Source organism: Vulcanisaeta distributa DSM 14429, assembly GCF_000148385.1.
Taxonomy (GTDB): domain Archaea; phylum Thermoproteota; class Thermoprotei; order Thermoproteales; family Thermocladiaceae; genus Vulcanisaeta; species Vulcanisaeta distributa.
On record NC_014537.1, the window covers coordinates 1077302 to 1098927 of the forward strand.

General features: G+C 47.6%; 23 protein-coding genes, 1 tRNA gene and 2 CRISPR repeat arrays. Of the genes, 9 read left to right on the plus strand and 15 right to left on the minus strand.

Going from position 1 to position 21626, the window contains the following annotated elements; all coding sequences use genetic code 11:
* Nucleotides 1-11: 11 nt before the first annotated feature.
* From VDIS_RS12820 to VDIS_RS12825, 3 genes are read right to left on the minus strand one after another with little or no spacing between them, the layout of a single operon-like run.
* Nucleotides 12-164, minus strand: coding sequence for a hypothetical protein (locus tag VDIS_RS12820; protein ID WP_171804844.1), 153 nt, complete (start codon nt 162-164; stop codon nt 12-14).
* 17 nt (nt 165-181) lie between these two features.
* A complete protein-coding gene (locus VDIS_RS12635; RefSeq protein WP_148678252.1) occupies nt 182-370 on the minus strand; it encodes a hypothetical protein in 189 nt (62 codons plus the stop codon).
* A complete protein-coding gene (locus tag VDIS_RS12825; RefSeq protein ID WP_013336248.1) occupies nt 343-483 on the minus strand; it encodes a hypothetical protein in 141 nt (46 codons plus the stop codon). Before VDIS_RS12825 ends, VDIS_RS12635 begins: the two co-directional genes overlap by 28 nt.
* A 197-nt stretch (nt 484-680) precedes the next feature.
* Between VDIS_RS12825 and VDIS_RS05605 the strand changes: the two genes are divergently transcribed.
* A complete protein-coding gene (locus VDIS_RS05605; protein ID WP_013336249.1) occupies nt 681-2147 on the plus strand; it encodes an aldehyde dehydrogenase family protein in 1467 nt (488 codons plus the stop codon).
* A gap of 578 nt (nt 2148-2725) precedes the next feature.
* Here the strand turns inward: VDIS_RS05605 and VDIS_RS12640 are convergent.
* Both VDIS_RS12640 and VDIS_RS05610 read right to left on the minus strand, forming a co-directional pair.
* Nucleotides 2726-2835: transfer RNA gene (locus VDIS_RS12640), tRNA-Phe, on the minus strand.
* 612 nt (nt 2836-3447) lie between these two features.
* Complete coding sequence (locus tag VDIS_RS05610; RefSeq protein WP_013336251.1) at nt 3448-4176, minus strand: queuosine precursor transporter; 729 nt, start codon at nt 4174-4176, stop codon at nt 3448-3450.
* Nucleotides 4177-4351: 175 nt separating this feature from the next.
* On the opposite strand from VDIS_RS05610, the gene VDIS_RS05615 reads away from it, so the two are divergent.
* Nucleotides 4352-4546, plus strand: coding sequence for a hypothetical protein (locus tag VDIS_RS05615; protein WP_013336252.1), 195 nt, complete (start codon nt 4352-4354; stop codon nt 4544-4546).
* A complete protein-coding gene (locus VDIS_RS05620; RefSeq protein ID WP_013336253.1) occupies nt 4521-4913 on the plus strand; it encodes a coiled-coil domain-containing protein in 393 nt (130 codons plus the stop codon). Before VDIS_RS05615 ends, VDIS_RS05620 begins: the two co-directional genes overlap by 26 nt.
* Before the next feature lie 45 nt (nt 4914-4958).
* Here the strand turns inward: VDIS_RS05620 and VDIS_RS05625 are convergent, their stop codons facing one another.
* Nucleotides 4959-5699: a 5-formyltetrahydrofolate cyclo-ligase gene (locus VDIS_RS05625; protein ID WP_052885897.1), complete on the minus strand. Its 741-nt coding sequence runs from the start codon at nt 5697-5699 to the stop codon at nt 4959-4961.
* 243 nt (nt 5700-5942) lie between these two features.
* On the opposite strand from VDIS_RS05625, the gene VDIS_RS12645 reads away from it, so the two are divergent.
* Complete coding sequence (locus tag VDIS_RS12645; RefSeq protein WP_013336255.1) at nt 5943-6095, plus strand: hypothetical protein; 153 nt, start codon at nt 5943-5945, stop codon at nt 6093-6095.
* Nucleotides 6096-6187: 92 nt separating this feature from the next.
* Complete coding sequence (locus tag VDIS_RS12650; protein WP_148678254.1) at nt 6188-6748, plus strand: MarR family transcriptional regulator; 561 nt, start codon at nt 6188-6190, stop codon at nt 6746-6748.
* On the opposite strand, the gene cas4 is transcribed toward VDIS_RS12650, so the two are convergent.
* Nucleotides 6660-7331: a CRISPR-associated protein Cas4 gene (cas4, locus tag VDIS_RS05630; protein ID WP_013336256.1), complete on the minus strand. Its 672-nt coding sequence runs from the start codon at nt 7329-7331 to the stop codon at nt 6660-6662. The two genes, VDIS_RS12650 and cas4, sit on opposite strands and share 89 nt — an antisense overlap.
* 354 nt (nt 7332-7685) lie before the next feature.
* A CRISPR array of direct repeats spans nt 7686-8206; the repeat unit is 25 nt; unit sequence GAAGATTTCAATAGAATATTGAAAG.
* A 108-nt stretch (nt 8207-8314) separates the two neighbouring features.
* Between cas4 and cas6 the strand changes: the two genes are divergently transcribed.
* Complete coding sequence (gene cas6 / locus VDIS_RS05635; protein WP_245522578.1) at nt 8315-9172, plus strand: CRISPR-associated endoribonuclease Cas6; 858 nt, start codon at nt 8315-8317, stop codon at nt 9170-9172.
* Nucleotides 9173-9427: 255 nt separating this feature from the next.
* A CRISPR array of direct repeats spans nt 9428-10087; the repeat unit is 25 nt; unit sequence GAAGATTTCAATAGAATATTGAAAG.
* Nucleotides 10088-10370: 283 nt separating this feature from the next.
* On the opposite strand, the gene VDIS_RS05640 is transcribed toward cas6, so the two are convergent.
* From VDIS_RS05640 to VDIS_RS05650, 3 genes are read right to left on the minus strand one after another with little or no spacing between them, the layout of a single operon-like run.
* Nucleotides 10371-11669 (minus strand): CRISPR-associated DxTHG motif protein, encoded by a 1299-nt coding sequence (locus VDIS_RS05640; protein ID WP_013336258.1) that lies wholly within the window; start codon nt 11667-11669, stop codon nt 10371-10373.
* 7 nt (nt 11670-11676) lie between these two features.
* Nucleotides 11677-12543 (minus strand): putative CRISPR-associated protein, encoded by an 867-nt coding sequence (locus VDIS_RS05645; protein WP_013336259.1) that lies wholly within the window; start codon nt 12541-12543, stop codon nt 11677-11679.
* 59 nt (nt 12544-12602) lie between these two features.
* Nucleotides 12603-13901 (minus strand): hypothetical protein, encoded by a 1299-nt coding sequence (locus VDIS_RS05650; RefSeq protein ID WP_013336260.1) that lies wholly within the window; start codon nt 13899-13901, stop codon nt 12603-12605.
* 196 nt (nt 13902-14097) lie between these two features.
* Between VDIS_RS05650 and VDIS_RS05655 the strand changes: the two genes are divergently transcribed.
* Nucleotides 14098-14496: a hypothetical protein gene (locus VDIS_RS05655; protein ID WP_013336261.1), complete on the plus strand. Its 399-nt coding sequence runs from the start codon at nt 14098-14100 to the stop codon at nt 14494-14496.
* Here the strand turns inward: VDIS_RS05655 and VDIS_RS05660 are convergent.
* Genes VDIS_RS05660 through VDIS_RS05680 form a run of 5 tightly spaced genes read right to left on the minus strand, consistent with a single transcriptional unit; the run spans nt 14473 to nt 20043 of the window.
* Nucleotides 14473-16743, minus strand: coding sequence for an HD superfamily hydrolase (locus VDIS_RS05660; protein WP_013336262.1), 2271 nt, complete (start codon nt 16741-16743; stop codon nt 14473-14475). The two genes, VDIS_RS05655 and VDIS_RS05660, sit on opposite strands and share 24 nt — an antisense overlap.
* Complete coding sequence (locus VDIS_RS05665) at nt 16736-17728, minus strand: CRISPR-associated RAMP Csm5 family protein (RefSeq protein ID WP_013336263.1); 993 nt, start codon at nt 17726-17728, stop codon at nt 16736-16738. The genes VDIS_RS05660 and VDIS_RS05665 overlap by 8 nt, the downstream gene beginning before the upstream one ends.
* On the minus strand, nt 17706-18626 hold the full coding sequence (gene csm4, locus VDIS_RS05670) for a type III-A CRISPR-associated RAMP protein Csm4 (protein ID WP_013336264.1): 921 nt from the start codon (nt 18624-18626) through the stop codon (nt 17706-17708). The genes VDIS_RS05665 and csm4 overlap by 23 nt, the downstream gene beginning before the upstream one ends.
* A complete protein-coding gene (gene csm3 / locus VDIS_RS05675; RefSeq protein WP_013336265.1) occupies nt 18626-19630 on the minus strand; it encodes a type III-A CRISPR-associated RAMP protein Csm3 in 1005 nt (334 codons plus the stop codon). Before csm3 ends, csm4 begins: the two co-directional genes overlap by 1 nt.
* Nucleotides 19621-20043: a type III-A CRISPR-associated protein Csm2 gene (locus VDIS_RS05680; RefSeq protein ID WP_013336266.1), complete on the minus strand. Its 423-nt coding sequence runs from the start codon at nt 20041-20043 to the stop codon at nt 19621-19623. The genes csm3 and VDIS_RS05680 overlap by 10 nt, the downstream gene beginning before the upstream one ends.
* Nucleotides 20044-20094: 51 nt before the next feature.
* Between VDIS_RS05680 and VDIS_RS05685 the strand changes: the two genes are divergently transcribed.
* Nucleotides 20095-21165 (plus strand): hypothetical protein, encoded by a 1071-nt coding sequence (locus VDIS_RS05685; protein ID WP_013336267.1) that lies wholly within the window; start codon nt 20095-20097, stop codon nt 21163-21165.
* Entirely contained in the window at nt 21162-21623 is a 462-nt protein-coding gene (locus VDIS_RS05690) for a hypothetical protein (RefSeq protein ID WP_013336268.1), read from the plus strand. Before VDIS_RS05685 ends, VDIS_RS05690 begins: the two co-directional genes overlap by 4 nt.
* Nucleotides 21624-21626: the final 3 nt, after the last annotated feature.

Here is a 21626-nt window from a genome sequence, read left to right on the forward strand (position 1 = left end):
ACCCTTGCCGATCAACCTGGCGCACTTAAGGATACTGAACTGCAGAATGGTGCATTAATGTTTACTCCATTAACCCACGACCCACTCGGCGCATTTATCCGTGTTCCCGAAAACCAGAAACCCACATTATTCGGGCTCACCAGCACGCCTAAAGACGTCGTCATGACACCTATCTCCCAATCTATGTTCGCCCAATACTGTTGTTTGGTGTGTTTGTTATTTGGTTTGTGGTTGTTGGTTTGATTAGTGATTGGTTTATGCCTGCGTTGATTAATCCCTGAATGAGTGTTGCCGGCCCAACAACGTAGATAGTCACGTTAATGCCCATTGGTGCTAGCTCGTTTACGGTACTAAGGCTTGCCTGACCCACCTGACCAACGACCTCACCCCCAACCTACTAACCACGCGGAAAGCAAAGACCAAGAAAAGAACAACGACAGCAACAACCAAAACCACCAATAACCATTTTATCCTTGAACCCATAACAATTAAATCTCCTATTTCACAGGACTTTCTTAACTTCGAGTGTTCAGAAAAAATGAGTCGAGCGGGTTGATAATAGTTTTACTTTTATTTTGTTGTTTCCTTTTTCCTTTAGTGTTGATGATGTTTATATATAATGTTCTTAGGCTTAAACTTTATTAATAGTATTAATTAGTAGTTCTATTTGGGGTAAGTCTATGGTTGAGAAGATTTTGAATTACATAAATGGTGAATTCACGCCTCCTTCCGCTGGGGAGTTTAGGGTTAAGAGAAGCCCTATTGATGATTCACCACTGGCTGAGGTTCCCGTCAGCGGTAGAGATGATGCTAAGGCAGCCATCGACGCCGCCTATGATGCTTTGAGGAGCTGGTCAAGGTTAACGGCAATTAAGAGGGCTGAATACCTCTACAGGATTCATGAGGAGTTCGTTAAAATGGAGGACGAGTTCATTAGGGTGTTGATTGAGGAGGGTGGGGGTATTTATAAGAAGGCTTGGGGTGAGGTTGTATTTACTGAAAGGTTGATCTTAAACGCCGCTGAAATGGCTAGGCACATCGAGGGTAAGACCCTAAACTCTGATAGCGAGGCCACGGTGTCCATGGTATTTAAGAAACCAAAGGGTGTTGTTGGTGTAATAACCCCGTGGAATTACCCCCTATCCATATCCATGAAGAAGATTGCCCATGCCCTGGCCTCGGGGAACACGGTTGTCTACAAACCCGCCAGCGACACGCCCATAACAGGTTACTTAATAGCTCAACTTGCGCATAAGGCTGGTTTACCCAAGGGTGTTCTTAACGTGGTCTTTGGGCCCGGTGGTGTTGTTGGTGATGAGATTGTCGTAAATAAGAAGGCCACGCACATAACCTTCACAGGCGAGTCGGCCACTGGCAAGGAGATCGCGTCAAAGGCAGGTGGCGCTCTAAAGACTGTTACCCTCGAACTCGGTGGTAGTGACCCATTAATAATATTGGACGACGCCGATCCTGACTACGCTGCTAGGCTGGCTGTATTTGCTGCGTTCTTCCATCAGGGTCAGATATGTACATCGGCTAAGAGGATAATCGTGCATAGGGGGATAGCCGATAAGTTCATACAGAGGTTTGTTGAGTATACGAAGATGCTTAGGATAGGTGACCCGAGGGTTGATAAGAACGTTGACCAGGGCCCATTGATTAATAGAAACCAGGTTGAGACAATGCGGGGCTTTCTAAAAGATGCACTTGATAAGGGGGCTAAGGTATTAACTGGTGGTGAGGTTAATGGAAACTACTTCACACCAACGATATTAATAAACGTGGACCTGAACATGAGGGTTATGAAGGAGGAGGTTTTCGGCCCCATCAGGCCGGTGGTGGTTGTGGATAATGATGAGGAGGCAATTGAGATTGCTAATAGTACAGACTACGGCTTAAGCGGTGCGGTCATAACTAGGGATATTAACAGGGCCATGTACATTGCCGAAAACGTGGAGTCCGGAATGTTCCACATAAATGATGTGACCTTCCTCGAGGAGAGCCATGTACCTTTTGGTGGAATCAAGGCATCAGGCTTCGGTAGGGAGGGCGGTGAGTATTCATTCCACGAAAACACATACGATAGGTGGCTCACGATAACCCTAAGGACCAGGAGATTCCCAATACCATCAGCTTTAAAGGGTTAGGTTATTTTGAGTTTGCCCGCTTTATCCCCCTAAAGAACCACAGTCCTTAACACCCTTACCTGTAGCTCCATTAGCTTTCTTCGTATACTGATAGCCAATTACTTAGGATGTTAATGATATAATCAAAGGGTGTAACTGAATTGTTTAATAATGCGTTTTTAGTCTCTTGATCCTCATAAGGAGTTCGTTAATTAACCTCAAAGTTTCATTAATGATCTTAGGATCATTAATCTCCCCACCGCACTGTAGTTTTCTTACGCCCTTCATTTTCTTACCCAACAGATCTTCAAACCTTTAAGAGCCATAATACATCCATAAGCCTATTTCTCACCCTGACTAATAAGTTACATTCAGTTTAGTGATGAAAAAGCATTAGTAATCAATTGAAATAAAATAGAGAAAATTAAAGAATAACTTGATTAAACAAGCTAATAGAATGACGTAGAATTAGATAACGAGTTAATATACAGCATAGTAATAAGTAATTATTATAGGACCACCTAGAACTCCTTAATAATGAAGAAAAATAATGAGACAGACAAGCAAGAATGATAATTAAATAATTTATTTTCATTGATTGGTGCCCCGGCCGGGACTTGAACTTTCCCCGTACGCTCACTCACGTGAGCGTACGACCGGGACCTACCGGTCTTCAGCCGGTCGCTCTCCCAGGCTGAGCTACCGGGGCTGGTTTTAGTTCTTCGTCGGAAATTTAAGTTTTTTGCCTTGTAATGTTGTCCTAACCCGGTATTTGGGTATGGTCTCGGTTATTTTTCCGTTAGTATACTTACTCTCTTATGTTTTTGATTGATTTCATCATGCCTATTAATGTGTCCTTATCATTCCTATGCATGGGCGATGTACTCTCTGGTCTGTTGTTGGTTGATGCCTGTGTGGCCCTGGTGCTAGCGGTGTGCCTGTTTGAGTATTGTTCTTTGATTGTTTTCTAAGCTTAAGCCCTGGGTCTTTCATACTTAGAATGCATCACTTGCTGGACCCTTATGAGATCCAGCGTGGTGAATTTCTCGGTGGGCTTAGTCTCGTTTTATCTCTTTCACTTTCCTTAGTTTATTGAGTCTATCGGGCTTAGTCGTTAGTCATGTTGTTTTCATGGTCAAACCTTAAATACTTGCCCTGGCGTACTTATTGTGGTGATTTGGATCTCGAGTGCTGAGTTTGTGATGAGGGCTCGCAAAGATGATTAATAGCTTTACTTAGCTACTTATTGCGTAATTTCACGAAATACCTGGAAAGTAGTGCGTATTAAAGATTAAAGAGAAGATATTCGTGCACTGGTCACTTACCTGCCCGCTGGGGTTGGCTGTGTGGCTAGTCCGTACTGCAGTGCTCTCCTGTTTATCCACACGGCGAGCATGGTCATTGGCACTAGGCTTAGTTTGACCGTTAATTGTGAAGCCATCAGTAGCCAGATGTTTGGTACGATGCCGTAGAAGGCGGTTGGTATGAAGACCAGGGTGTCTATGGTCATTGCCACCGGGTCTGAGTAACCAACCCTCCTAAGTACGCCACCCCTTAACCTACTCACGAGGAATACGTCGTAGGTCTCGGAGATTAGGAACGCCGTTATTGAGGCAATGGCAATCCTCGCCGATGTACCCATGATACTCGCGAAGGCGCCCTGTAACCCCTGCCAGAAGGGTGCGGGTGGGTATGCAATGACCAGCCAGTTTATGATGAACACGAGTGCCTGTAAGTAGGCGGCAATCCTAACAACCCAATAACCAACCCTCCTACCATACCTAAGCGTTAGGAAGTCGAGCATTGCAACGCTGGCGCTATACGTGAATACACCCATGGGTATTACCATAGGACCCACGAACGCGCCAATCTTCGATGCCGTGTATTGACTAATCGTGAGGAGGAGCATGTAGTTCATGGCAGCCACAGGGAGCAATAGATCATCCCTACCAAACCTATGCAATAGCCACAACACGCCTGCAACGGCTATGTACGTTATTAAGGCGTAGCTGTAGAGTTCAGGCAGGCTTACCAGGTTATTCAATATCATACAGGTTATTCCTGACTGGCAGGTATTAAAGCAATACCACAATGCGCCAGGTTAGGTGCGTTGTTGGGTATGTTTTATTAGGAATTGATCGATTAACCTTATCACGATAATACGACATTAACTAATGCCGAGATAAACGCCTTTATACCTGTGGGGGTAATTTATTGATTAATTAATGGAGTCCGTGGTTGGCCCGGTCATTGACAAGGCATTGGATGCCGTGATGAAGAAGGTGGAGAGTGGCAAGAAGTTAACTACTGAGGACTTAGTCGTATTAATGCTTGGCATGTTTAGGGAGACCAACAGGAGGATTGATGACTTGAATAGGAAGGTTGATACATTATTTGAAGCGTTCAATAAAAGGGGTTGATGCGCTTGAGAATGAGATTAATGGGAGGTTTAATGCGTATGATGAGAAGATAGCCCTGCTCGATAAGAAGATTGATGATAAGTTTGCAGAGCTTGACAAGAAAATAGATGAGAAATTCACCATACTAGATAGGAAAATTGATGAGAAGGTTAACGAGTTGATGAGGAGGATCGATGAGGTAGATGGTAAGGCTGAGTCACGTAGTAACTCATTAAGTGCTAGGATTGATTCCATAAACGCCAGGATAGATGCAATGTACGGTGAGTTAAATGGTCGTATAAATGGGTTGGCTGAGAGGATCGATAAATTTTACGAGTTATTGGGTGGGATGTATGAGACGTTGATTAAGCAGGTAAGTGGCCCATGAGGGCACCGCAATTTCACTCGGGAGGTACGTACCGGCTTTATTTCCTCACTGTCCTGCACTATTGAGTCGAGCCTTTAACTCATTGAGTAGTGGTATTTCACTGAGCATCTCGTTTGTGACGAATTCCCAGTAAATACCGCGTGGCTTTGGGTCAACCCTATTGACCCTAATCACCCTGCTTGGGGTGACTATCACGTCCACGGGCAAGTCGAAAGGCTCCCTGGGTATTTCATCACTTACTAGCTGTAATTCGTGGACCGTGGTTATTACTGGCGTATCCTCACTAACCTTACCCAATGTGCTCGCGATTCCCCACTCAATCTCTGCGTAGCCATGCGATTTACCTAGTCTACGTCCATTGTTTGGGTTAACTGCTACGGAGCCTATTATTACGAGGTCTATCCTGGGCATGTCCCAGGGCTTGATCGGAACGCCCCACCTGAACATTCCCCTTATTGTAGATGCCTCACCGTAATACTGCCTCGGTATCTTACGTGGATCAAGCATTAGGAAGCCCTCCCTGATCCTTGGCGTCGGCGTTATTAGGAGTTTTCCGTTTATCAGCGTTAATTCCCTACACCTACGCTGAGGGCTGTCCGGGTTTATCTTCACCACACGGGCCTTAATGAACTCAGGAAGGGTGACAACCAACTCGCAGGCCCTATCCGCACCTACGAAGTTGGGTATCCTGCCATAGACAGGTCTTGGGAATAGCGCCACGTCTCTCTCCTCAAGCAGCTTCCAAATCCTCTCCCTAATCGCCTGTTTAATGTCCTTAACATCCATCATTAATACCCATGCATATGGAGAGATTAAAATAAGCATTGCCCGTGCTTAATCAATTCATTAAGGGCAACAACCCAATAGAGGGTCCGTATTACTCAAAACGTACTATCCCTTAAAATCACGGCGCTGTGTTCACGTGATCATGCAAGAAAAATGCCTAGTGAGTTTCGTGCTTCGTGAGCCGTAACCCCACGTGTTGCGTGTATGATACAATGCATTTTAACTGTTAATGCGCATTATACCGTGCCTAAACTCTACGTGATTCCACTGGGTTTTCAGGTGGATTATGTGGTGAGGTTCCTGGTTAGGGTGGGTATTGGTGGTGGTGATGCTGTTTTAGCGTTGATACCCGAGCAGTCGGGTGAGGATGAGAGGGCGAGGTCTGAGAAGGCTTAAGGGACCTGGGCGATTTTCTGAGGAGGATTGGGGAGTTGAGAGTGATACCTGAGCACATTAATACCAGCGACCCGACTAACTTAGTGATTAGTGTGTTCGATGCAATTATGAAGTACGTCAATGACTACGAGTCAGTGGTGATTGCGATTACCGGCGGTGTTAGGGCTTTCTCCGCGGTCTCTCCCTTGGTAACGGCCATGCTCAGGATGGCGATTAATAAGGAGGTTAGGTTATTCGTGGTTTCGGAGAACCTGGTCGATTACCTAGACCTGACAGAAACACTACGCGTTTTTAACGTGGTGGAATTGAGTGAGGGTTTGATCAACGTGCTTAGGGCGCTTCATGAGGTTGAGGGCTCGGGTGGATGTGTCAGGGTTGATGAGGTGGCTGAGAGGCTCGGTAAGGACTCATCGACGGTTAGGAGGCAATTATATGAGCTTGAGGATAAGGGGCTTGTGACCGGCTCAGATGGTTTAAGGCGCAGGTGCTTCTCTCTAACGTGCCCAGCCTGTGAAATCTCTAAAGAGAATCTGAAACAAGCCCCGGCAAGATATTGGCGAGGCTCTATGCTGGCTTGCAGAGCCGTCGGAAGGCGCAGTAACCGCATTTACGAGCATCACCCACCCCTTTGGGCATCCTTTCGTTGGTTATGATAAGCCTCAACTCCTTCACGACATCCGCCAACGCCAGTTCCTTCCTAGCCAGGTAATCGGGATTCTCCGAAACAACCACCTCCACAGGCAGGGACCCAATGACCAGGTCGGGCTTTATTACGTCTGAGAAGCCGATCACCGTACCCTCGAGACTCGGCTCCACGGCGATAGGGATTGGGTAGCCGTCGTAGACCAGGTCCATTAGTATCCTCGAGGACGCCTCAAAGACAACCTTGCCGAAATCCACAAGGTCCTTCGTTAAGTCACTCAGCAACTGTGCCTTTAAATTGCTCAATTCCTCAATAACATCGCCGGCACCAACCCTATTGACTAGCCTAAGGGGTGTCAGGAATAACTCATGAAGCGCCCTACCAATACTCAGCGAATCATTAATCCTAGGCTGGAGCCTAAGCACCCTTCTCACATACACATCCCTATGGGTTGGGCAGGGACTGAAGGCCTCGGACACCGTGGGCAGGTACTCAAGGCTAACCTCCCTAACCTCCTGAGACCAACCACGAAGCTCCACAGGCAAATCCCCAACACCAAAAACCTTAACCCTATCAAGCAACCTACCAAGCACGAGAAAGACAATGAGCTAGGGAGTAAAAAACAGTCACATAATGCATTAATAAAAACATGGCATGCACGGTAACATGCGTGGTTTGGGGTGCATGCTTCATGGGGTTGTGCGTGATTTAAAATTGCACTGTGTGTATGGTTTCGTGCACACTCACCGTTTTACAATGCATAAAACACCATTAGAACAGGCTCGGCTTTTAGGAGTAGAAATTCCGTGGGAACAACAATTCAATTCCACTTAAACACCACAAGAACAAACACGAACCACAGCAATTAAGAGCAGAAAGACGTTCCAACGGCACCAAAAACACCAAGAAGAAAAACTTAAAAAAGACCAAAACAAACCAATGCACCGGAAGATTTCAATAGAATATTGAAAGATGTTGAGTGCACCTAACTCCCTGAGTAATTTAATCGCCTCGCTTGTATTGGAAGATTTCAATAGAATATTGAAAGTTCATTATCGAAATGCCATAATCTTCCGAATCCTGCTATTTGAGAGAAGATTTCAATAGAATATTGAAAGATTATCATTGATATTAGGTTTCCGTCTCTTTCGATGCTCTCGATTTCGTAGAAGATTTCAATAGAATATTGAAAGTAATGAGACGTGAACCTGTTTGGGGGGATAATGATGGAGTTGAAGATTTCAATAGAATATTGAAAGCCGTTGCAAAACCTTCCTCCAGTGTTATGAACCGCGAAACACCAGAAGATTTCAATAGAATATTGAAAGAATAGGTCGTGCGGGCTTAATGACGTGAGTATTAGTGCGTGCGAAGATTTCAATAGAATATTAAAAGTGTGGACCCATTGATTAATGTCTGCTCAGCTATTTTGTTGCAATACTGAAGATTTTAATAGAATATTGGGGATGAGGGTTTTGGTGGTTAGGGCGTTGTTTGGGTGTGGTGGGTCTTCTATGGTTTGGTGTGTGGGTTTTGTTGCGTTAGGGGTATAAATCCTTAGATGCTGTGGTGGTTTGTGTCCCTGATCTTCGTGTTTAATTTTGGTGTTAGGTCTTCATCACCCATTGTGCTCAGTGGGTTTACTGGCTCGGTGACCATGTCCATACTCCTCAATGTATTAAACACTATCGAGCCTGGCCTCGGTGATGAGGTTCATGCGAGGAGGGGTCCTAAGCCTGTCTCGGTGACGCCGTTCATGCGTGGTGGTAGGGTTTTGTTTAGGGGTGTTTACGTGGCGCCGCCTGGTGAGGAGTTGAGGTTTAGGGTTACGGTTGTTGGGGAGTCCCTGGGCCTTAAGCTCCTCAATGGGCTTGAGGGCGTTAGGGGCGTTAGGATTGGCAGTGTTGATGCGTCGCTTGAGGTCCTCGGTGTCGAGGTTTTTAGGGTTGATGATCTTTGGAGGGTTGGTGGTGATAGGTTTAGGATTGAGTTCCTGAGCCCCGTTAGGTTTGCCAAGAGGAGTACCATGGGTAGGAGGCGTAAAGTTAGGTTTGACTTCTGCCCGAGCATCGTGAATATACTGTTCACCACGGTGAACCACTACTCAAGCGTTGTTGGGGTTGGTGAGGGCTTGAGGTCCTGGCCATACCTACTCAGGTGGGCTTATAACTACGTGTACATGAGGGATTTGAGGGGTAGGGTTGTCGCCACGAGGCATGCGGGTAGGCCTGAACTGGGCTTCATCGGGTCTGTGGAGTTCGAGGTGAGGAGCAAGAGGCAGTCAAGGATTCAGCAGTTGTGGCACTTGCTGAATTATGCGGAGTTGATTAACGTGGGTACGGGAAGGAGCATGGGATTCGGAGTAATAAGAATAACAACAAACCAAGCACAAAAACAACACGAGGCGCAGGAACCACCGGTTGAGGAGCAGTAAGAGGTGTGGCCACCTCAATAACAAGGCCCATGAGGGTGCGGGAAAGGCAACTCCACATAAACTACATATAAAGTGCCGCCGGAACAACCATGTTGTTGAGTAATTGAATAATGCCGTGGAAACAGGTAATACCTATTTCGTGAGCATCGTGGGAACAAAGGTATGCCGTAAACGTTCATGAGGATTAATATTCCAGAGAAAATCAGGAGGAGGGTATGGGTAAAACTTATAAAAAACCTAATAAGTAACGTACCAGAAGATTTCAATAGAATATTGAAAGTCTTCCTAAGAAGCAGTGCCACGCCGGTTGGCAAGTAGCTGTATGAGAGAAGATTTCAATAGAATATTGAAAGACTGTATGTTTATCTGCACGCCACCACCCTGCTGAGTACAGAGGAAGATTTCAATAGAATATTGAAAGTCCTCAACTCCTTACCGCTGGCGTTGGGGAACATCACCCTAAGCAACGGAAGATTTCAATAGAATATTGAAAGTGGATTTCGCCATAGTCGCCAGGCACCATTGGCGCTATCACCTCCTCGAAGATTTCAATAGAATATTGAAAGGTGACGCCACTGAGCGGGGTCGTTAAGCCACTCCACACCATGGTCTTTAAGATTTCAATAGAATATTGAAAGTTGAGTTCAGCGCTGAACGCCTTATCTCGATTTTAATGGACATCGTGGGAAGATTTCAATAGGATATTGAAAGGGGGACCCGATTGGGCTTGGGCACGCAATGTACTCCTCGAGAAGATTTCAATAGAATATTGAAAGACTTCCCGGGCATGGAGTCGGTCATCGCGAGGGAACTGCCCGAGGAAGATTTCAATAGAATATTGAAAGATTAGGATCGGTAGTAGGGACACCACGATAGACGGCTCACTAAGTGAAGATTTCAATAGAGTATTGAAAGGTCTTTGTCGTGAAGTGAAGGTCAGTCTTTTACCATCACCTCACGCTATGAAGATTTCATTGAATATTAATAAGGAGAATTCGAGAGTGTCATTCCCTGGGTGTACTCATGGGTGTTTTTAGGGCTTTAATATGGGAATTGAATGGTTAATTTCACATTTGTATGCTATGGTTGGCTTCTCTGAGGTTTAAGTGGAGTATTGGAGAGGGAGTTGTTTGTTGTTGAGTTCCGTCATGTTGCATTATGATATAAGTATTGATGGGATAGCTGATGATTCTTTGCGTTATTTTAGGCATTTTAGTACTTCATCATCTATTGCTATGCAGTAGTCATCATCGCATTTCACAATCTTTGTGCAGTTCTTTAGTAACCCAGCATGGGCAATGAAGTTCCTCATATCCTCCTTACCCACGCATTTACATTGGCGGGGGAAGCCCTCATGACACATGGGTAGTATGATGTCTGAGTAATAATTGTCATAAACCCTCAAGCCCAGGTTCACAGCCTTAGAAATCGCATTGTACATGTCGTTCAATTCATCCTGAATTACGACCCTGGCAACATCACTAAGTTTATCAATCAATCTATGATTCATTAAGTCCCTGAGTTTTATCACACCTCCTCTACCCACTGCCTGTCTGAACACGTTATCCCCACACAGCACCTCCTCAATAAGTTTTGAATACACGTTGTATGGCTTTATATCGCCTTTATGTTCGTACTTGACCTTCCTCTCCCCATGATTTATCTCGGCGTCTACCTGAAAATTAATGTGATTCTCACGGCATGCACCGTTCCTACTTAGTACCTTTGGTATTACTGCCAATGCTCCGTAGGACAGTGCCTTAACGACTTCATCAGTTACCTCCTGAGGTAATACCAGTTGCCTCATATTTTCGTAGATTAACTTGATCACCTCAAAACTACCTGGCAGCGCATTGTACACCCTTATGAAAACCTCACCCGCGCCCTTTATCAGGGCTAGTGTGGCTATGTACCTGGTCATTTGATACGTGAGCGTTGGCATGAAGTTTATGCCGTGGGTAACGTCTAGGAATAAGTATAAACGCTCATCATCCGTAATTAAGTCCTTAATACTATTCCAAAGCCCAACGAGCAACTCACTGGCTATTAAATCTGGGCTATTCCCACCCGCGAACTCCCAATCACCTAATCGACCCCTGAGTGATGTCACCACAACCCTTACATTACGAGTATCACCCAGTAATTCCCTGACGATACACTCAATGTAGCCCTTCACTAAATCGCGCCACCCACTTAAATCGCCTACCCTGCTTGGCGGAGCCAACTTACTGCATTCATTATTAGCGCATAGTGAGTATTTCCTGGCGCACTCGACAGCCTTTGGATTTTGCTGTCCTGCCGATGCGGTTATTACGCTATCGAGCACGTAGATTACGTAAATATCAGCATTACTCATGCACTTGATTGAGGAATACGTATCCCTACACTCCCTCTCCCTTGAACCACATAAGTCCTCATCAGTGCATTTGTAGGAAACGGCTCTCCACTCCAGCGGGTTCCCCCACGTCGCTATGTAAACCCTCTTCACGCCGCCCATCACTAAGTCACCCGATAAGCCCAACCAACCTCCTGAACCACTCTCTAACCTCTACCTCACCATTCCTAATGTCTATCACACCACTCTCCCTAAGGTCCTCAGGGTCTAGACCGACTGACCTAAGCTCATCCAGTGTCGGTCTCCCGCTCAATGCCTTTACATACTTGCTGTCCAGGGTTATTGGTAGTATTGGTAGTTCCACGACCTCCCTAAACGTCTCGTGGGCATAGACCACCCTCCAAGCCCCAGCGAGTATGGCAACAACCGTTAGGTACGCTGACTCGGGCTTGAAACCACCCGTTGGGTTCACAACGACCTTATAACCATCCCTCCTCAACCTCACTATGTTGCTCACGAACCTATCCATCAAGTCCGTAAGCCCCTCCCTAAACCACTCAACGCCCCTACCGAAGCCCTTTAGGACAATTGGCTCATCAATGATTAGTGCGGAATACGCAGGTATGCCTATCAAGCCCCTGAAGTCTTCCTGAAACCTCCTTAAGTACTCCGTTATGGCCCTTGCGCAGAACCTGGAGGTCCCCGTGTCCGTTGGGTAGAACTGAAGTCTCAACTCGCTGATAACGTGTCTTGCGGGTAACGACTTGATAAAGGCAATTATGGAATTAAGCTCTGCACTGAAGCCAGCCGGGTCCTTGCTCAATGCCTTAACCGCGTCCTCGAGGACCTCACCACCCTTGGCAGACCACTCCTCGAACGACCTCTGCAGCTCATCATCAACGGGTAACCTACTGGGTGGTTTAGCCCTATTTCCGAAGACCTCCCTAGACCTCAGGGTTAGTTTGTCGATGTTTCTCTCGAGGTTTCCAAGGAGGCTTGTGCCCACGGTGGATAATACCGCGATTCTAAGGGGCATACTATGAGTATGCACTGCTCTCTCGTTTTAAGTATTTGGGATGCCGAGCCTTGAGGAGGCTATGCCGGATTTATTTGTTGGTTCAGTATTTTCGTGAATGCGTATAGCTGGATTATTGCGTGATACAGCTCTGGGCTCTTTGGCTCTGGTACTTTGAGTCTGTCCTTGGTTATTAATTCGGAATTCAGTCCATACCTCTGCCATAGCTCATGCGCCCTCCTATCCATGGTCAATAACTTCTTACCACTTAACGCTACCCTATCCGTGGTTGGTAATACTACATCGCACTCGTAAGGTGCCGTTGGCACGTACGCGGCATTCAGCCTCAATTGCTCGAAGGCAAGCTCCACGGCCTTTGCAAGTACGGGTCCACAGTCACGCTTCTTCTGGGTCGCTGCGTGGAGTACCTCCACCTGGACGCAGTACGGTATCTCCACCTTGACCGGCAGGTTATGTATACCATGGTATACCATGTTTGTATCGATTACGTAGTCCCCATCCTCAAGATCCATAACTCTAAAACCAAAGAAGTCAATTAACTGATCTACATCATCATAATCCCTATCACTTGCGCAGTTAAATATTGCCTCAATGAGTTTCCTTACCCTATCTACGTCCACAGTTTCGTCGCTGCTCACATCACGACTATAGGTTGGGTTAGTCCTTAACCTAATGCTTTCAACGAGGGTATCATCAATTAATAGCCTTAATTCACCTTTACTTAGTTCCAGCCTTAAACTATTGGGCTTCACGTTGCCGTCCGCGTATACGTGAGGTGTTGAAACTAAGGTATTTATTAGGCAGGAGATTCGGGCGACCTCCCTCTTTAGGTTCGAGTTTAATATATTTATGTTAAGGGCATCACCTCTAAATGTATCGACGAATTTATCGCAATTCTCAATCAACGTTTTTAGCGCCTCATTAGGAGGCTTATTATTTACCTTCACATTACCGAACAACTGAACCCACTGTAGCCACCTGGGTACTAATGGGTAGAATAGGTTTGTCCAGGGGCCGAATGGGAACATGATATGCATTATGGGGACTCCCTTCTGTGTTGCGAGCCTTGTCATGCATATTGCCATCCTAACAGACGCTGAAGATGGTATAACCACCGCATCGCCGTTAATCACCCCATTGAGATCCTCACAGCCCCTAAATAACAGCCTAACAGACCTAACGCCTCTCTCATTGAGTAGTTTTTCGATGAATTCGGCTGTGCGTTCTGCCCTTCTGAATCCTGAGTGGACGATGGTGACCTCAACGTCTGGCCCCAATAATTCATACGCCCTAAACACGGCTGATAAGGCCGATTCGGTGGTGTACGAAGGCGCGCCCACACCAATAATTAACCTCATAGCAATAGGCACATAAACCCATACTTAATTTTTACCTCCAACGAGCAAAGCAATGATTGCCCCTCCTTACACCTTAATTAGGGCGGCGTGTATTCAGTTGAAGGGCGTGGTATGAGGGTTTCAATGGTGTATCTTGACGGGATCGGTATTGTCGGGTCTGAGGTAAGTGTTAAGTTTATCCTCCGGTCCTTCCCACGTGTATTACCTCGTCTTGCCAAGTAGGTGCGGTGGTTCCTTGGCCACCGAGCACTTTGCCTTTAGGCCCGTGGAGTTTGGGGATTTCGCCTACGCATTCATTAGCGCCTTTAATGAGTGCGGCACCTTGCCTATGCTTCATATAGCCGGTGTCGGTAGGTTTATCATTAGTAGGGACCTGGGTGTTAGACTACTGGTTTGGCTTGGTGGGCAGGGGCATGCTAGGTTTAAGTTGCCTAACCTCTCAACTTTAACCCACCTAATTCCCCTCGCCAGGAGGATTAAGTGTAGTTTAGGCGTCTGCGACTTCTACGGTGACTTGACTCTCCTCGACCTGGCTAGGTTTAGGCATAGGTTACCCATTGAGTATAGGGTGTTACCAACCGGCCCCACCCTCTGATCTAGTCTTGAGCACGTATATGTTTATGCTGGCTATCGCCCTCCCCAATACCCTTAGGTACTGCCCTGCACGGCCCTCATTGCCACACTCGACGCTCTTCAGCATATTCGCCAGGTTTTCCGGCGTTAATTCACGCCCCAGCTCATTGATTACCTGCGAGACTGTGTCCCTATTTCTATTAAAGTAGTAGGTGTACTCGATTAAGGCTCGGAGAAGACTCCTTTTAGCGCTTAGGCAATCAGCATTACTGGGTGCCGTCCCTGAATTCTTCTTTTCCTCTTTCAGCACCGCTACTTTATAGAGTGCGTCGTAGATTTTGACGAGGTGGCTATTTAATCTGTAAAGCATGGATACACCCCTCTCGCGGGTCTCCTCAAGCTCCGCATAGTCATGCTTCCTCGATACGTAATCGACGATGTTTAATACATCACTCGGTTCCAGCATTACCGGGGCCCCGCCGATGTTGATTACATACATTAGCGACGCGTTCCTATTCTTCCTCTTAGCCTCCTCTAGCCTATTCTCAGTATCTAGCCACACGAGGTAGATTGGTTGATAGACGTCGTGAATCAGCGCGCCGGCGGCGACGTTTATAGAGAATTCATTGGCCCTCATGATTAGCCGCGCCATGTAGTCCAGGGCCATGTGGTCGCCAACCACCACCACATCATCACCCCCACTGTATATGAGGAATACGCTGCCGCCGTACCTAGACTGGTTACTGTTGAGTAGGTAGGCACCGTACGCGTCGAACATGGTCATTAACAGGTTCGTGAATAGTATATACGTGGCCGCGTCCCTCGAGGCGCTGGCCTTAATCCTACCCATTGAGTTTGCGTCAGCCTTAACAGTTATGGCCATGCCACCCATTTTAATCTCCTCAAGGTCCATAACCTCACCTGTCGTAGGCTCGGTGGGCATTAGCGTGTTTAGGAAAATGACCGAGTGCGCCACGTCGCTTTTAGGCTCAATCCCGAATTCATTAAGGTGGTAGTGGACGTACTCGCTACTGAAGGCGGGGTTAACCCCATCGGGGCATATGGCGTAGTCCACGCCAAGCAGCCTGGCGACCACGCAGCCGCCCCTACTGTAGCTACTGGTCCTCAACCTCGCTATGAATCCAAGCCTCCTACTCACGGTACCTATCTTGTGGGCCATGCAGCAGAGGTGGCACATTGTTAACGTGGTGCCGTCGGGCATCTTCACGCTGGTTAAATTCTCAGACGCCATGCCGCACATGTCGCACAGCCCCACCCCGTTAATGACAACCCTCCTGTACCTACCGTACCTCCGCCTGGTGAGCTCCCTCTCCAATTCATCAACAGCCCCGCGGAACCCTTCATCAACGCCATGCACCCTCGTGTAGGCTATGGCTAAGCCTAGCCTACCTTCAAACTCGTTAACCACATCAGACTCCACGCCACTTACAACCTCACTCAGGACCCCATCCTCAACACCCGGTATCAGCATTATGACCTCGCCACCCGTGTTCACCAGTATGTTCACTGGGCTGAGTACGTCAGCCTTAAGGGCATTGTTAACGTCGTTAATTATCCTAACGGCCGCGGCCTGTTGAATAAGATTTATGAGGATGGACCTACCCTTTAACTGCCTCATTGCCTGCTTAGTCCTCTGAATCCTACCAATCACGTCCTGTATACCCACGACATCGATACCCAGGAGCTTATAGTTGCCGCCAGTAGCCTCAGTGGAGGCGTAGGCCATGGCCGCGTGGGCGGTTGAGTAGGCTGAGTAGCGGCTACCACCCTCACAGTTAGAGTATGGGACATAGAGTAGGGTCAGCTTCATCGTAGCCAGTAGGGTTTCCATAAACTGCTGGTAGTCCACATGCAGGGCGGCTAGGGCATCAATACCCCTGTCCAGTTCATTAACGACGTCTCGGTAACTCCCCCTAGCCTTAACACCATCTTTAACCACGTCCAGCATTGAGGCCGGCCCGATGGTTAATGCGCCACCCCCTATGAAGTCTATCACGACCCCCGCATCGCCTTGACACTCCTGACCCGGCTCTATACTCTTACCCACGGCGTAGCTGATGTAGCGCATCACGGAGCCTTCCCTGATGAGCCGCTCAACGTTACCTACATTAATGCCCAGGCCGGTTAACGGGTCCTTAAGCTTGTTAAGGTAGTGGATGGCGTTATCGACGTCTGAGCCTCCATGTACCCTACGCCTAACTCTACCCATTACGTAGAGGGCCGTGGCTATTACCGCCTCCCTACTCACCCTGCCTCACCTCGATGCAAACCCACCCGATCGGTTCATTACCGGCCAGCCTAACCGTGGCGTCTCCCCATGGCCTATTGAGCCTGCTACTTACATAGTCCGTGATTCTGGAGACTAGGTCTGGGCTATACTTCTCAAGTAGGTTAATCACGGTCTTCCACCTCCTGCTCGCGCCAAACCCAACCCTCACTGGTACACCACCCCCACATTCAGGTACCTTAAGGCCCCTCCTCCCCTCGAAGGATGAGACCTCGCGGCTAAACTCCTTAATAGCATTGACTATATCGTCGTAGTTCAGTAACCTAGCCTTAACATCCTCGGTAACGGGGGGATGCCTTATAGCCACCTCGTACTCAAGCCTAACGCCGGGCCTTAGGCCAATCGCCATAACCCTATACTTATCCTCCCTATCATGGATGCAGTAGACTCCGTAGTCATCCGGCCTAGGTTTAGTTAACTGCCTAACCGCCAGGTCCTTGAATAGGCGGTATGGCGCCTTGAGCCTCTCCTCACCGTGAATCCTCTCCATAACCACCGTCAATACGTCATCCTCAGCCTCAGGGGAGACCATGTTTAACCTAGGCCTCTCAGCCAGCTTCTCTGAAACGGCCCTGGTGAAGCTTTCCCTAAGCTGGGCATCTCTAGCCAATAGCCAATACAGGTAGGCGGTCCTGATCAGGCCCTTAACCTCACTTGGCGGTATCCCCTCAGGGCTATGGTCAAGAACCTCAACACCCCCACAGTTGGTTACTATTGCGTAGCTCCTCACGGAGTACCTCTCAGGCGCCTTCGACATGGTGTTCATTAGGGCGTTTAACAACTGCCCATAGTCCATCGACTTAACGTTAACCAGCTGCTCGATGGGTAGTTTAGTTAAGTCAATTACGTAAAGCCTACCGCCGCTGGCCACGGCGTCTAAACCTATGCTTAACCTACCTCCACTCAGCACGAAGGTAGGCGTCTTAACATTGATAACGAGCCTCATACCACAACCACAGTGGGTCAAGCCTCTTAACGCAGTTGGGTCCATTCAACGTTTCAAAATCCAGATACTCGGCACCAACCACTGAACCGTCGGTGATTACGGAGACTGGGCCCATGACGTAGAATGGGCTGCTGCACACCCAACCCCTAACCATAGTGTTCACGCAGCCGTAAACCTCCCGGCTACGCGGTAGAGCAGTGCCGAGCAGCAGCGCGTGGCTGCCGGAGTCCCTTAGACTGTCGATAGCATCGACTTTAACCACGGTGAAGTGCCCAAGCCCAATACTCCTCTCCCCACCGACACCAACCTTACCCAGTAGCTCAAGGGCCCGCCTGGCCTCATCCAGGGATGCCCCATCCCTAGTCGTGAAGTAGAGTACGTAATTGACGTGGGGTTGGAAGGCGGCCACCCTGTAGGTATCGGCATTGCTCAACACTCTACCAACAACATTCCTCTGAATACTTACACTACTCCCATAGCTGCTCCTGTACGTGAATTCACGCCCCCCGCACCTAACCTTAAGGTCGTCATCAAGGAGGGGCTCCACGCTGGGTGCATTTAGGCAATCGAGTGGTAGATACTTCAGCTTCTTAACCCGCTTCAGGACGGCGTGGGCCCTACCGGGGTCGTCCGCGTACTTACTGGCTATTGACGAGAGTAGCTGAATCTTCAAATCCATGGGCATGGGCACGGTTAACGCAGCCTCTCCATCCACTTCAAAGGCCATTGGGTACATTGACGATGCCCTATCGATGCCGTGGCTAATGCCTAGGTGTCTTAGATTCTCCAGGGCCGAGTATACGGTATCCGATGGGACGTAGTCGAGGGTGTCCATCAGGCCAGTCCTACCAACCCTGAACGGCTCCTCAAACCTAACCACCGCATAGTTGATCCTCATCACGTCGCACCGCAGATGCTCCTCTTAATGGCGTCAAACACCTCTATCCTACCTATGAAATCCCTGAGCTTAGTCAATTCATCAAACGTGTCTATTTTACTCGGTGCAGGCTCGTTCATTGCCAGGTTGTGGAAATATAGTTCAATATCCTTAAACTTGATGCTTCCATAACCCCTGCTGCCTGACCCACCTATGTAAGTCTCCTCAACCAGCATCAGGGCCTCGACCAGTGACTGTAGGTAGAAGCGGGCTGGGTAATCCTTGATAAGGTCTTTCAACTTACTATGCTCATCACACTCTCTACGCCTACACACGTCGAGGTCAAATACCAGGAATGATATAGACCCCTCAAACTCAACATCAGGCTTAACCCTAAGTATAGTCCTCGGGTCGGCGGCGCTGGTAACCCTATCGATCCTATTCTCGCTCTTCTCCTCGAGGAAGTCCTCGAAGGTTATATTCCCGCAGCCGCCCTTCTCCCTGCATAGGTCACTGATGTAATCCTCCGATGGGTACATGTCCCTGAATATAGCCCTGGTCGGTGCCCAGCACTTCTCAACAAGCCATGTGTATGGATTCTCACCCTCCTCACTGGGCTGGTAATACATCGGTTGAACGGACATGCTACCGAACACGTTATCAACGGGGCAGTATGGGTCATCGTGAATTATCTTATTACCCTCACCAACCCTCATGTGGTAATATATCTTACCATCCGTGGTACTTAAGCTAAGGCCCAGGGCAAGCTCAAGCAGTGACCTCGCCCTACCCTTAAGGGAACTGCCCGGTATGTAGGGGACCTTGATCTGGCAATCTTTATAATTCTTGCAATCTTTATAATAATACTGTTTATATATTGACACTGGCTCAACATCAGCCGCGCCCATCACCTCCCTAGCCTTAAGGCTCCTAATCAGGAAGCCTGTCTTGTTAATCAGTTTAAACTTTAACTCGAAGATGCCGACCAGCCTCAACTGCGGTGAGAGGTACTGCCTCACAGCCACTCCTCCTCACCCCTCTTGATACCGTAAATGACGTACGCTAGGAATGCGTCGAGCGAATCCCTGAGGGTTTCGGCAAGCTTCCTGGCCTGCTGCGGATCCTTAGCATTCCTTATATCGTCAAGCGCCTGCTTAATCCCATTAGCCAAGTCTTCATCAATGACGCTTCGGTTCTTCTGATACTCAATAACCACGTTCAGTCTAAATAAGGCCCTTGAGTAATTCCTCAAATCGGCATCACTTGAGGATATTATCTTATCCAGGACCGGTATAATCATGTTGTAGATCTTCCTAAAGGAGGCTGACGTAGTCCTATAAACCCTATAGCCAGCCAAGGTCCTTAACCCTGCATCATAGTCACCGTTCCTAAAGCTCTGAACCACATTAGAGTAGAAGCGAGAAGACCCGTACGGCATTACTAAAAACTAGTAGAGAGAGGTTTAAAAATATTGCTCAGATCTATGGCTATGCCTAATTTAGCGATTAAGGGAAGTTTAACATATGGCGGAAGAGAGGTCAACGTTGATATAGGTATTGAGCTTAAACCATTAACCATATTAATTGGGCCAAACCTAAGCGGTAAGTCTCTAACGCTCATGTGCTTAGCAAAGCTGGCAAGGACGATCATAGCGAGAGGTTACGTGCATGATCGTATTGAGGAGCTGCCGCAATCGCTGGAGTGCGTGGGTGATAGTTTGAATTATGACTACGCAATATATGTCGATGCGTATAGAGTAATGCTGCAACCATTTATGAAAATAAGGCCTATGTTAGATAAAATAAGGAGGGTTACTGAGGGATTGGTCGATGAGAACTTACGTGGTATAAGAAGTTCCATATTACTTGACGTTGATACTCTTAATAAATCGCTCTCAGAGGATGAGGTGGCTAAGGATTTACGGATTAAAACAAGCATGATACTTCTAAACGACGCTATGAAGGTTTTTGAGAAGGCCCGTAATGGTTTTCAATTAATGATTGAGGAAGCCTCAAAGACCTTCGGTGAGCGTGGTGAGGACTTCAGGAGGGCGCTCAGTCACTTCATGCCGTTGTTCATCGAGCATGTTAATCTCATGGGTAATAATAGTGCATGGCGTTGGTATGACTTCGAATTAGGTAACACTAGCTTTAATGTTGAGGAGCTTTCCAGTGTCTATGCGCCGTCCCTCGTGGTCTTCTACGCATTACATACTTATGCGCTACCACAAAACTCCGTGCTCCTCGTTGAGGAGCCTGAGGTGCATGCGCACCCAAGCCTCGCGTTATTCCTGGGCTACTTCCTAAATAGGCTTGTGCGAGATAGCGAGCAGAGGCTTAGGAGTGGTGAGAAGCCGTGGGTATTCCATGTAGTCGTGTCCACGCATAGCATGGACTTCCTAAGGGGAGCGCTAATGGCTGGTGAGGATACGGTGGGGGTTTACGTATTCGATAGGGATGTTACCGAGGGCAAGATAACTGTGAAGCCCTGGTCAGGAGGCGCCGTTATACCTGGCTTTACCGAGTCAAGGTTATTAACTATGTTTGGTGGTAAAGGATGAATAAAGGATTAATAGGGATAAACATAGTTGACTTGTATTACTGCTTTGAACCTAAGTTGATGGATTACATATACTCATTGTATTATGATAATGAATACTGCGTCCTATGTGAAAAAGGATTGTGTAGGGATGGAAAAATAGTATATGGTAAGTATTTAATATCGGATAACGTTTTGTGGTTTGTGGAGGGCTTTTATGTTAAAATGGCGTGCCCTGAGTGTAATCCTGATGGTAACTGCATCATGAATTGCATTGTTGTGAATGAACATGAGTCTCATCATCTTACGTGCTGTGTTGGGCATGGTATTGCTGGCGTGTTAACCGTTAGGGCTGGTTGCAGTAAGGGGTGTGGTGAGGGTGTTAGCGCTAAAGAGGTTGGTGGTGAGCTCGTGTGTGATGATTTCTTCAGGTGTAGGCCTATTGATGGTTTAGGGTGTTGGCTTTATTGCTATAGGTAATGG

Coding starts and splice junctions, on each gene's coding strand:
- VDIS_RS05615 (WP_013336252.1), top strand. CDS start 4,352: ATGGAGTCCGTGGTTGGCCCGGTCATTGACAAGGCATTGGATGCCGTG.
- VDIS_RS05605 (WP_013336249.1), top strand. CDS start 681: ATGGTTGAGAAGATTTTGAATTACATAAATGGTGAATTCACGCCTCCT.
- VDIS_RS05640 (WP_013336258.1), bottom strand. CDS start 11,669: ATGGGCGGCGTGAAGAGGGTTTACATAGCGACGTGGGGGAACCCGCTG.
- VDIS_RS05625 (WP_052885897.1), bottom strand. CDS start 5,699: ATGGATGTTAAGGACATTAAACAGGCGATTAGGGAGAGGATTTGGAAG.
- VDIS_RS05690 (WP_013336268.1), top strand. CDS start 21,162: ATGAATAAAGGATTAATAGGGATAAACATAGTTGACTTGTATTACTGC.
- VDIS_RS05610 (WP_013336251.1), bottom strand. CDS start 4,176: ATGATATTGAATAACCTGGTAAGCCTGCCTGAACTCTACAGCTACGCC.
- VDIS_RS12825 (WP_013336248.1), bottom strand. CDS start 483: ATGGGTTCAAGGATAAAATGGTTATTGGTGGTTTTGGTTGTTGCTGTC.
- VDIS_RS05685 (WP_013336267.1), top strand. CDS start 20,095: ATGCCTAATTTAGCGATTAAGGGAAGTTTAACATATGGCGGAAGAGAG.
- VDIS_RS05665 (WP_013336263.1), bottom strand. CDS start 17,728: ATGAGGCTCGTTATCAATGTTAAGACGCCTACCTTCGTGCTGAGTGGA.
- VDIS_RS05680 (WP_013336266.1), bottom strand. CDS start 20,043: ATGCCGTACGGGTCTTCTCGCTTCTACTCTAATGTGGTTCAGAGCTTT.
- VDIS_RS12820 (WP_171804844.1), bottom strand. CDS start 164: ATGACGACGTCTTTAGGCGTGCTGGTGAGCCCGAATAATGTGGGTTTC.
- VDIS_RS05650 (WP_013336260.1), bottom strand. CDS start 13,901: ATGAGGTTAATTATTGGTGTGGGCGCGCCTTCGTACACCACCGAATCG.
- csm4 (WP_013336264.1), bottom strand. CDS start 18,626: ATGAGGATCAACTATGCGGTGGTTAGGTTTGAGGAGCCGTTCAGGGTT.
- VDIS_RS05645 (WP_013336259.1), bottom strand. CDS start 12,543: ATGCCCCTTAGAATCGCGGTATTATCCACCGTGGGCACAAGCCTCCTT.